The organism is Rhodanobacter sp. FW101-FHT13A11, assembly GCF_058790335.1.
Genome location: NZ_JBYTCN010000002.1, coordinates 289,720 through 299,246, shown reverse-complemented (window position 1 = coordinate 299,246; position 9,527 = coordinate 289,720). Strand labels below are relative to the sequence as shown.

Here is a 9,527-nt window from a genome sequence, read left to right as displayed (position 1 = left end):
CCTCGGGACTGGGGGGACTTGCCACCTCTCCCGCGCTTGGGGGGGGTCCCTCGACTCACGGCGCCAGCCGGGTGGCGATGGCGCGGTCGATCACCTTCAGCGCCGCCTCGCGCTCGGCGCCCTCGACCACCAGGCGCGGCGCGCGCACGGCCTCGCTGCCCATGCCGACCTTGGCCTGCACCAGCTTGATCAGCTGCACGAACTTCGGCACGGTGTCCAGCCGCAGCAGCGGCAGGAACCAGTGGTACAGCCCGGCCGCGGCCCGGTAGCCGCCGTCGCGGGCCAGCTCGAACAGCTTCACCGACTCGGCCGGGTAGGCGTTGACCAGGCCGGCGACCCAACCCTCGGCGCCCATGGCCAGGCCCTCGACGATGGCGTCGTCCATGCCGACCAGCAGCACCAGGCGGTCGCCCAGCAGTTCCTTGATCGCGGCGAAGCGGCGGATCTCGCCGGAGGACTCCTTGACCGCCTGCAGGTTCGGGAATTCACCCGCCATCTGCGCGATCTGCGCCGGCAGGATGTCGGTGCGGTAGGCCACCGGGTTGTTGTAGAGCATGCACGGCAGGTCGGTGGCGCCGAGCACCGCGCGGGCATGGGCGGCGGCCTCGTGCCAGTCGGAACTGTAGACGTAGACCGGCAGCACCATCAGGCCGCCGGCCCCCGCCGCCTTGGCAGCCCGCGCCAGCTTCACCGCCTCGGCGGTGGACAGCGAGGCGATGCCCGGCACCACCGGCACGCGCTGGCCGACCGCCTGCACCAGCGTCTCGATGATCGCCAGCTTCTCGTCGAAACCCAGCGTGGCGGCCTCGCCGAGCGAGCCCAGCGGCACGATCGCCGTGCAGCCGGCATCGACCAGCTGCTTGGCGTGCCTGGCAAGGAACTCGTGGTCGACGCTGCCGTCGGCCTTGAACGGCGTGGTGATCGCGGGCAGGACGCCCTTCCAGAAAGTGGCATGGCTCATGGTCGTTTCTCTTGCGGGTCGTGGGTGAAGGATTCGGCCAGCGCCGCGAGGCGGACCGGAAACAGCGGCGGCCGGCGGCCGCCGTCGGAGGAAGCCTCGGGGCGGCACACGCCCAGCTCGGCCAGCGCGGTGCCGCAGATGCGGCCCTGGCAGGCGCCCATGCCGCAGCGCGAGGCGAGCTTGGCGTCGCGCGCATCCGGCGTGCCTTGCAGCGCGCCGAGCCGCACGTCCTCGCAGCGACAGACCAGAGTGCCCGGCCGGGCCAGCGCGTGGATGCGCGGGTCCAGCGCAAAGGTTTCGTGCAGCAGGCCGGCGAACGCGCGCGCGTGCCGGCGGCGTGCCGACAGCGCCCGCGCGGGCGCTTCGGCGCCGGCCGCCATGTGGCCGGCCATCGCGCCCTCGACCCGCGCGCAGTCGCGGCCGCCGATGCCGAGCGCCTCGCCGGCGGCAAACACGCCGTCCACGCTCGTGCGCAGCAGCGCGTCGGCCGCCACGCGTCGGTGCCGGCCGGCCGCTTCGAGGCGGCAGCCCAGCAGCTCGGCCAGCCCGGTGTCGGGCACCAGCCCGTAGCCGACCGCGAGCTGGTCGCAGGCGAGGCGTGCGCGCCCGCGCGGGCCGTCGATCTCGACTTCGCGCAGCACGTCGTCGCCATGCGCCGCGACCACCACGCTGCCGGCGCGGTAGGCCACGCCAGCCAGTCGCACGCGCAACGCCAGCGCCTGCAGCGCCTTGCCCGGCCAGCGCGGCAGCTGCAGCGCGAAATCGCGCAAGGCATGCAGCGGCGCCTGTTCGTGGATGCCGAGCAACTGCGCACCGTGCGCGCGCAGCGTCGCCGCCGCGGCGAGCAGCAACGGCCCGCTGCCGGCCACCACCACGCGCTTGCCGCGCAGCGGCCAGCCCTGCTTGGCCAGCGCCTGCGCGCCGCCGGCGCCGGTCACGCCCGGCAGGGTCCAGCCGGGAAACGGCAGCAGCAGTTCGCGCGCGCCGGTGGCCAGTACCAGCGCGCGGTAATGCAATTGCAGCGCGCCCCGCGGGCCGTCGGCCAGCAGCCAGCCAGGCTGCGCCAGCAGCGCCTGGGTGCCGGGCAACCAGTCGACGCCGGGGGCGGCGAGCGCCGCGAACGCGCGCCGCGCCATCGCCGGGATGCCCCGCCTGACGTCGTGCCGCCACACCTGCCCACCCGCCCGCGGCTGCGCGTCGACCAGGCCCACGCGCGCGCCGTGCGAGGCCGCGGCGCGCGCCGCGGCGAGTCCGGCCGGGCCGGCGCCGACCACCAGCACGTCGTAGCGGCGAACCGGCTCAGTCATCGGTCGACACCTGCATGCCCGCGCGCGCCGGCGTCATGCACGCGCGCAGCTGCGCCACGCCGTCGATGCGCACCCGGCATTCGAAGCACACGCCCATGCCGCACAGCGGCGCGCGCGGCTGGCCGCCGCACGAGCGGCGGAACGGCACGCCGAGCACGGCCACCGCGGCCGCCGCGCTGGCGCCGTCCGGCACGTCCACCGGCTGCCCGTTCACTTCCAGGCGCAGCGTGCCGCTCATGCCGCCGCCCCGCCCAGCATGCGCGCCGGCAGGTAGGGCGCCGGGTCGATCGCCGGCACGCGCCCGAGCAGGCCGTCCACGATCAGCCGCGCGCTGCCCAGCGCGGTGGTGACGCCCAGGCCCTCGTGGCCGGCGGCGACCCACACGTCGCGCCGCCCCGGCAGCGGGCCCAGGTACGGTCGGCCGTCCGGCGTGGCCGGACGCAACCCGGTCCAGATGCGGATGCCCTGCAGCCCGCGCAGGATTGGCAGGAAGGCGAAGGTACGCTGCAGCATCTGCCAGAGCAGCGGCAGCGACACCTCACGGTCGGCCACGCCGGACTCGCGCGAGGAGCCGACCAGGATCTGCCCGGTCGGGCGCGGCTGCACGTTGAACGCCACGCTGCGCTCGGCGTCGCCGTGCGCGGAATCGGCATAACCCAGCTCCAGCAGCTGGTGGCGGATCAGGCCGGGGTAGCGGTCGGTGATCGCCAGCTGGCCCTTGCGCGGGTACAACGGCAACTCCGGCAGCAGTTGCGGCAAGGCCACGCCGGTGGCGACCAGCACCGGGCCTGCCAGCCGCGTGCCGTCGTCCAGGCGCACGCCGTGCTCCAGCAGCTCGACCACGCGCCGGCCCAGCCAGGCCTGCGCGCCGGCGGCGCCCGCCTGGTCGAGCAGGTGGCGCGCCATCCGCGGCGGATACACCACCGCCTCGTCCGGCACCCGCATGCCGCCGGCCAGGCCGGGCGCCAGTTGCGGTTCCAGTTCGTACAGCTGCCGCGCGGCGACCCGCTCGGCACGCAGCCCGGCGCCGGTCAGTCGCGCGATCTTGGCCGGCACCGCGGCCAGCTCGCGCTCGTCGCGCGCCACCCACAGCGTGCCGCAGCGGCTGAATTCGATCTCCGGCAGCATCGCGTAGCGTTCCCAGAGCCGCAGCGAGTACGCCGACAGCGCCAGCTCGGCCGGGTCGTCGTCCATCGCCACCAGGTGTCCCATCGCCGCCGCGGTGCTGCCGCCACCCACCGGACCCGGCTCCACCACGGCCACCGTCAGGCCCTCGTGCGCCACCGCCGCGGCGCAGGCCGCGCCGACGATGCCGGCGCCGACGACGATGAGGTCGAAAGCTTTCATTCGGCGCGGATGCCCCAGGCAAACGGATCGGCCGGATCGATCAGCAGCTGCGCGCGCGCGATGACGTGGGCCGTGCCGGCGATGCGCGGCGCCACACCGCGCGCGCCGCGCCGGTAGCTGCCTTCGAAAACGCTGCCGAGGATGCCCTGCTGCAGCCAGCTCTCGCCTTCGGCCAGTTTGCCGTCGGCGGCCAGGCAGGCCAGCTTGGCGCTGGTGCCGGTGCCGCACGGCGAGCGGTCGTAGGCCAGGCCCGGGCACAGCACGAAGTTGCGCGCCTGGCCACTGCCGTCGGGCGCCGAACCGTTCACCTCGACGTGGTCGATCTCGCCGCCTTCCGCGCCGGTGATGCCGGCCGCTTCCAGCGCCTGCCGGATCGCCTCGGTATAGGCGGTCAGCTCGCGCTGGTGGGCCAGGTCGAGCGGGCACGGCGCTTGCCCGGTGATGAAGAACCAGTTGCCGCCCCAGGCGACGTCGCCGCGCACTTCGCCATGCCCGGGCACCTGCACCGCCACGTCCTTCGCATGGCGGTAGCTCTCGACGTTGTCGATGTGGACCCGGCCGTCATCGTCGAGATCCACGCCCACCGTGCCGACCGGCGTCTCGATGTAGTGCCGTCCCGGCCCGATCCGGCCGAGATGCTGCAGCGTGCGCACCACACCGATCGTGCCGTGGCCGCACATGCCCAGGTAGCCGACGTTGTTGAAGAAGACGACCCCGCTGCAGGCGCGCGGGTCGCGCGCTGGCAGCAGCACCGCACCGACCATGGCGTCCGAGCCGCGCGGCTCGCACGCGATGGCGCTGCGCCAGTGGTCGAACTCGGCCGCGAAGCGCTCCCGGCAGCGGGCCAGGCTGTCGCCGCCGAGATCGGGGAAGCCCGCGACGACCACGCGGGTCGGTTCGCCGGCGGTGTGCGAGTCGATCACATCGAGGGTATGCATGCGTCCATGCTCACACCCGGGTCGCCGCGGCGACTAGCGGAGAATGCCGAGTGCGCATGCGGAATTCGGCACAATCCGCGATTGCTTGCGCCGCCTGCGATTGCGCTAGCATCGGGCCATCGGCAGTCACCGCCCCTACGCAACCCACGCCGCCGCGACGATGCAACCCAGCCTGCCCGCCCTCGAGATGCAGAAGCTGTTCGATGCGCTGCCGGACGTGGTGTTCTTCATCAAGGACCGCGAGGGCCGCTACACCCACTGCAACCTCACGCTGGTGCGTCGGCTGGGCCGCCAGCGGCGCGCCGAGGTGATCGGCCGCTCGCCGGCGGACGTATTCCCGCTGCCGCTGGGCGGCAATTACATGGCCCAGGACAGCCGCGTACTCGGCGGCGAGCTGATCGACAACCAGCTCGAAGTGCATCTCTACCCGAACCGGCTGCCCGGCTGGTGCCTCACCTTCAAGCGCCCGCTGGTCGAGGCGGGCGAGGTCGTCGGCGTGGTCGGCGTGTCGCGCGACCTCGGCCAGCCGGACGGCAAGCATTCGGCGATCAAGCGGCTGAACAAGGTCGTCGAATACATGCAGTCCCACTACGACGAGAACATCCGCGTGCAGGACATGGCCGCCTTCGCCGGGCTGTCGCTGGCCCAGCTCGAGCGGCACTTCCGCCGCGTGTTCCAGTTCACCCCGCAGCAGCAGCTCACCAAGATCCGCATCGACGCCGCCATGCGCCTGCTGCACGATGACGACGACAGCATCGCCAGCATCGGCGTGCAATGCGGCTTCTCCGACCAGAGCGCCTTCGCCCGGCAGTTCAAGGCCACCGTCGGGATCACCCCGCGCGAGTACCGCGCGCTCAGGGGAAAGCTCTAGCTGGCCGGAGGAGCACCACCACCGGATGCCGGAAACGACGAGGGCCTGCGGAAGCAGGCCCTCGGGGGCGACAACCTGTGTCCGCTAGAACGGAATGTCGTCGTCTGCGAAGCCGTTGTCGGCCGGCGGCGGGGCGCGGCGCGGCTCGTCGCCGCCGCGCGGCTGGCCGGCGGAGCCGCCACCCTGGCGCTGGCCGCCGCCCTGCGGACGCTCGCGCTGGAAGCCGCCGCCGCCCGCGCCGCCCTCACCGCCGCCGCCGAGCATCTGCATGTCGCTGGCGATGATGTCGGTGGAGTACTTCTCGACGCCGCTCTTGTCGGTGTACTTGTCGGTGCGCAGCGAGCCTTCGATGTACACCTGCCGGCCCTTCTTCAGGTACTCGCCGGCGATCTCCGCCAGCTTGCCGAACATCTTCACGCGGTGCCACTCGGTGCGTTCCTGCTTCTCGCCGCTCTGCTTGTCGGTCCAGCTCTCCGAGGTGGCCAGGCTCAGCGTGGCGATCGCGGTGCCGCTGGTGGTGTAACGCACTTCGGGGTCGTTGCCGAGGTTGCCGACCAGGATGACTTTGTTGACGCCACGTGCCATGGGAATGTCCTCGTTGAGCCGGCCGTGCATTCGGGAGTGGTCACGGCCGGAGTGGTGAATCAGGCTGGCTATCATAACCGCGGGGCGGGCCGAGTCCAGACGCGAAAAACCTGAACGGCGGGTCGGCGCCGTCCGCTGCCGGCGGTCGGCGCCGAACGCCGGGGACGCTCAGTTCACGAGGAAGCGGTGGCCCACGCCCGGCTCGGTCTTCAGCCAACGCGGGCTGGCCGGGTCGTCGCCCAGCTTCTGCCGCAGCTTGCCGATGACGATGCGCAGGTACTGGCTGTCGCCGACATGGGTCGGCCCCCACACCTCGCGCAACAGCTGCTGCTGGGTGACCACCCTGCCGGCATGGTGCAGCAGCAGCGCCAGCACCGCGTATTCCTTGCGGGTGAGCGCCAGCGGCGCACCGTCCAGGCTCACCTCGCGCCGGGCCAGGTCGACCACCAGCCGGCCGTCGTCGTAACGCGGCGGCCGTTCCGGCTCGCCCGGCCGGTTGCGCAGCAGCGCGCGCAGCCGCGCCATCAGCTCCTGGATGCCGAACGGCTTGGTCATGTAATCGTTGGCGCCCCGGTCCAGCGCATGCACCTTCTCGCTCTCGGCGTCGCGCACCGACAGCATCAGCACCGGCAGCTGGCTCCACTGGCGCAGCTCCGCCAGCACCGCGTGGCCCTCCATGTCGGGCAGGCCGAGGTCGAGGATGACCAGGTCCGGCGATTGCGTGGCTGCCAGCGCCAGGCCCTCGGCGCCGGTGGCAGCCAGCAGCACCTCGTAACCCTCGGCGCGCAGGCCGATATCGAGGAAGCGGCGGATCTGCGGCTCGTCGTCGATCACCAGTACGCGGGGAGCGGAGTTCATGGCACGCGACCGGGGGGTGAGGGCAGCGGCAGGGTAATACGGACCGTGGTGCCGCCGCCGTCGCGCGGCAACGCCTCCACGTTGCCGCCGTGGGCGCCGATCATGCCGCGGCAGATCGCCAGGCCGAGGCCGGTGCCCTGGCTGGCGCGGTCGCCGCGCGAGACCGAATAGAACATGTCGAAGATCAGCGCCCGCTCCGCCTCCGGGATGCCGGGACCGCGGTCGCTGATGTCGATCAGCAGCCGGTCGCCCTCGCCGCGCACCATCACCTGCACCGCCTCATCAGGCGGCGAGAAGCGTGCGGCGTTCTCCAGGATGTTGAACAACGCCTGCTCGATCAGCGCCGGGTGAACGAACAGCAGCACCGTGTCGGTCGGCAGCAGCGCGTCCACCCGCAACGACGGGAACAGCTTGCGCAGGCGACAGACTGCCGCGACCACGATTTCGGCGACATCGGTCCAATCGCGGTTGAGCTTGAGCGTGCCGTGGCCAAGCCGGGTCATGTCGAGCAGGTTCTGGATATAACGGTCCAGCCGCTGGCCCTCGCTGAGGATCGCCTCCAGCAGCTCACGGCGCTCACCGGTCGGCAGCTTTTCGCCGTAGCTGGCCAGCGTACCTGCCGCGCCGATCATCGAGGCCAGCGGCGAGCGCAGGTCGTGCGACACGGAGGACAGCAGCGCATTGCGCAGGCGCTCGGTCTCGCCCTGGACGCGGGCCCCCTCCAGTTCGTCAGCCAGGCGCGCGCGTTCCAACGCCTGGCCGATGTCCTGCACCATCGCCAGCGCCAGGCTACGCTGGTCCTGGTCGGGCGCACCGTTGTCCGCGGCAAGCCGCAGTGCGGCCACGCCGAGCCGGTTCTCTTCGCTGCCGAACGGGAGCATCCAGTACGGCGCGGCATTGAGCGTGTCGGTATGGCGGCCGGCCTGTGCCGCGTGCCGCTCGCACCAGTCGGCGGCGGCCAGATCCTGTGCCGACAGGGCCACTTCGCGCGGGGCGAAGGCGGCCACCTGCAACTGGCCGCCGGCGTCGCGGGCAAGGATCGCTGCTTCGCCGCGCAAGGCCTGCGCCAAGGCTGTAGCGCCCGCCTTGCGGATACCCTCGGCATCGGTGCTGGCGGCCAGCCGCTGGCCCAGCGCCAGCAGGGCGCGCGACTGCACCTGGGTGGCGCGCAACGATTCCACCTGGCTGGCCAGCCGCGTCGCCAGGTGGCTGCACACCAGCGCCACGATCAGGAACAGGCTGACTGCCAGCACGTCGTCGAAATTCGCGATCGCCAGCGTGTAGCGTGGCGGCGCGAAGAAGAAGTTGTCGCCGAGGAAACACAGAATGGCGGTATAGACGGCTACCGTCATGCGCGTGCGCACCGCCACCGCCAGTACCGCGGTGAGGAAGATCAGCGACAGGTTGGCTACCGACAGATAGCGGTCGGCGACAAACGACAGGCTTAACGCGGCCAGCGTGGCGAGCGTGGCGTAGACGTATTCGCCGCGCGAACCCCGCCCGCCGGGAAAGCGCAGCCGTCGCCGTGATGCCGCCCGCTCGCTCGGCGTGGCGATGATGGTCAACTCCAGGTGTGCGCCTCGGCGCAACAGCTGCTGGGTCAGCGAGCGGCCGACCATGCGCGCCAGCAGGCGTTCGCGGGTACGCCCCAGCAGGACCTGGCCCACGCCCTCGCGGTCGGCATGCGCCAGCAGTTCGTCGGCGATGGTCGCGCCGCGCAGCACCACGGTGTCGCCGCCGAGCCGGCGTGCCAGTCGCAGCGCCGCCTCCAGCCGCTCGCGCCGGGCCGGCTCCAGCCGCGCGCCGGTGTCGACGAAGGCCACGCTCCACGGCGCGCCACGGCGTTCGGCAATGCGCCGCGCCACCCGCACCAGGTATTCGCTCTGCGCATGGCCGTCGATCGCCGCCAGCACGCGGCGGCGCACCGGCATCGTGCCGCCGCGCGCCAGCATCGACTCGCGCAGATCGCTGTCGACGTGGCCGGCCATGGTGTCCATCGCCAGCTCGCGCAACGCACCCAGGTTGGTCGGCGAGAAGAACGCATCCAGCGCCGCCGCTGCGGCCTCCGGCACGTAGACCTTGCCTTGCTTCAGCCGCGTGATCAGTTCGCGCGGCGGCAGGTCGACCAGCACGATGTCGCGGGCGCGGTCGAGGAACGCATCCGGCACCCGCTCGCGCACGTTGATCCCGGTGATCCGCCGCACCTGGTCGGCGAGGCTTTCCAGGTGCTGCACGTTGAGCGCGGTGTACACCTCGATGCCGGCGTCGAGCAGCTCGGCGATGTCCTGCCAGCGCCGCTCGTGCCGCCCGCCGGGCAGGTTGCTGTGGGCCAGTTCGTCCACCAGCAGCACGGCCGGACGCCGTTCCAGCGCGGCATCCAGGTCGAATTCCGTGAAGTCGCGGCCCTGGTAGTTCACCTTCCGGCGCGGCAGCACCTCGAGCCCCTCCAGCAGCGCCGCCGTCTCGGCGCGGCCGTGCGTCTCGACCAGGCCGACCACCACGTCCACGCCCTGCCGCTTCAGCTCGCGCGCGGCCGACAGCATCGCGTAGGTCTTGCCGACCCCCGCCGCGGCACCGAGGAACACCTTCAGCCGCCGGCTGTCGTCGTGCACCGTGCCGAGCAGGGCATCGGCGCGTGCTTCGCGGGAGGGTTCGCTCAT

At 72.4% G+C, this 9,527-nt stretch carries 9 protein-coding genes; 1 reads left to right on the top strand and 8 read right to left on the bottom strand.

Features of this window, described 5'->3' with window-relative positions:
- Positions 1-55: 55 nt before the first annotated feature.
- The 5 genes from AC3WRN_RS03870 to AC3WRN_RS03850 are packed head-to-tail and all read right to left on the bottom strand — an operon-like array spanning position 56 to position 4,553.
- Positions 56-961, bottom strand: a complete 906-nt coding sequence (locus tag AC3WRN_RS03870; protein WP_068096540.1) for a dihydrodipicolinate synthase family protein — start codon at positions 959-961, stop codon at positions 56-58.
- Complete coding sequence (locus AC3WRN_RS03865) at positions 958-2,268, bottom strand: FAD-dependent oxidoreductase (RefSeq protein ID WP_492621965.1); 1,311 nt, start codon at positions 2,266-2,268, stop codon at positions 958-960. The genes AC3WRN_RS03870 and AC3WRN_RS03865 overlap by 4 nt, the downstream gene beginning before the upstream one ends.
- Positions 2,261-2,506: a (2Fe-2S)-binding protein gene (locus AC3WRN_RS03860; protein WP_492621964.1), complete on the bottom strand. Its 246-nt coding sequence runs from the start codon at positions 2,504-2,506 to the stop codon at positions 2,261-2,263. The genes AC3WRN_RS03865 and AC3WRN_RS03860 overlap by 8 nt, the downstream gene beginning before the upstream one ends.
- Positions 2,503-3,615: an NAD(P)/FAD-dependent oxidoreductase gene (locus tag AC3WRN_RS03855; protein ID WP_492621963.1), complete on the bottom strand. Its 1,113-nt coding sequence runs from the start codon at positions 3,613-3,615 to the stop codon at positions 2,503-2,505. The genes AC3WRN_RS03860 and AC3WRN_RS03855 overlap by 4 nt, the downstream gene beginning before the upstream one ends.
- Positions 3,612-4,553, bottom strand: coding sequence for a proline racemase family protein (locus tag AC3WRN_RS03850; RefSeq protein WP_068096548.1), 942 nt, complete (start codon positions 4,551-4,553; stop codon positions 3,612-3,614). The genes AC3WRN_RS03855 and AC3WRN_RS03850 overlap by 4 nt, the downstream gene beginning before the upstream one ends.
- 160 nt (positions 4,554-4,713) lie before the next feature.
- On the opposite strand from AC3WRN_RS03850, the gene AC3WRN_RS03845 reads away from it, so the two are divergent.
- On the top strand, positions 4,714-5,424 hold the full coding sequence (locus AC3WRN_RS03845; RefSeq protein WP_492621962.1) for a PAS domain-containing protein: 711 nt from the start codon (positions 4,714-4,716) through the stop codon (positions 5,422-5,424).
- Positions 5,425-5,508: 84 nt separating this feature from the next.
- Here the strand turns inward: AC3WRN_RS03845 and ssb are convergent, their stop codons facing one another.
- The 3 genes from ssb to AC3WRN_RS03830 all read right to left on the bottom strand — a co-directional run bounded on the left by ssb (position 5,509) and on the right by AC3WRN_RS03830 (position 9,527).
- Positions 5,509-6,009, bottom strand: coding sequence for a single-stranded DNA-binding protein (gene ssb / locus AC3WRN_RS03840; RefSeq protein WP_068096561.1), 501 nt, complete (start codon positions 6,007-6,009; stop codon positions 5,509-5,511).
- A 168-nt stretch (positions 6,010-6,177) separates the two neighbouring features.
- Positions 6,178-6,867 (bottom strand): response regulator, encoded by a 690-nt coding sequence (locus AC3WRN_RS03835; protein WP_492621961.1) that lies wholly within the window; start codon positions 6,865-6,867, stop codon positions 6,178-6,180.
- Positions 6,864-9,527, bottom strand: a complete 2,664-nt coding sequence (locus AC3WRN_RS03830) for an ATP-binding protein (protein WP_492621960.1) — start codon at positions 9,525-9,527, stop codon at positions 6,864-6,866. The genes AC3WRN_RS03835 and AC3WRN_RS03830 overlap by 4 nt, the downstream gene beginning before the upstream one ends.

What these genes read in the sequence shown, in the direction of transcription:
- AC3WRN_RS03865 (WP_492621965.1), bottom strand. Translation starts at nt 2,268, where the DNA reads ATGACTGAGCCGGTTCGCCGCTACGACGTGCTGGTGGTCGGCGCCGGC.
- AC3WRN_RS03860 (WP_492621964.1), bottom strand. Translation starts at nt 2,506, where the DNA reads ATGAGCGGCACGCTGCGCCTGGAAGTGAACGGGCAGCCGGTGGACGTG.
- AC3WRN_RS03845 (WP_492621962.1), top strand. Translation starts at nt 4,714, where the DNA reads ATGCAACCCAGCCTGCCCGCCCTCGAGATGCAGAAGCTGTTCGATGCG.
- AC3WRN_RS03850 (WP_068096548.1), bottom strand. Translation starts at nt 4,553, where the DNA reads ATGCATACCCTCGATGTGATCGACTCGCACACCGCCGGCGAACCGACC.
- ssb (WP_068096561.1), bottom strand. Translation starts at nt 6,009, where the DNA reads ATGGCACGTGGCGTCAACAAAGTCATCCTGGTCGGCAACCTCGGCAAC.
- AC3WRN_RS03870 (WP_068096540.1), bottom strand. Translation starts at nt 961, where the DNA reads ATGAGCCATGCCACTTTCTGGAAGGGCGTCCTGCCCGCGATCACCACG.
- AC3WRN_RS03855 (WP_492621963.1), bottom strand. Translation starts at nt 3,615, where the DNA reads ATGAAAGCTTTCGACCTCATCGTCGTCGGCGCCGGCATCGTCGGCGCG.
- AC3WRN_RS03835 (WP_492621961.1), bottom strand. Translation starts at nt 6,867, where the DNA reads ATGAACTCCGCTCCCCGCGTACTGGTGATCGACGACGAGCCGCAGATC.
- AC3WRN_RS03830 (WP_492621960.1), bottom strand. Translation starts at nt 9,527, where the DNA reads ATGAGCGAACCCTCCCGCGAAGCACGCGCCGATGCCCTGCTCGGCACG.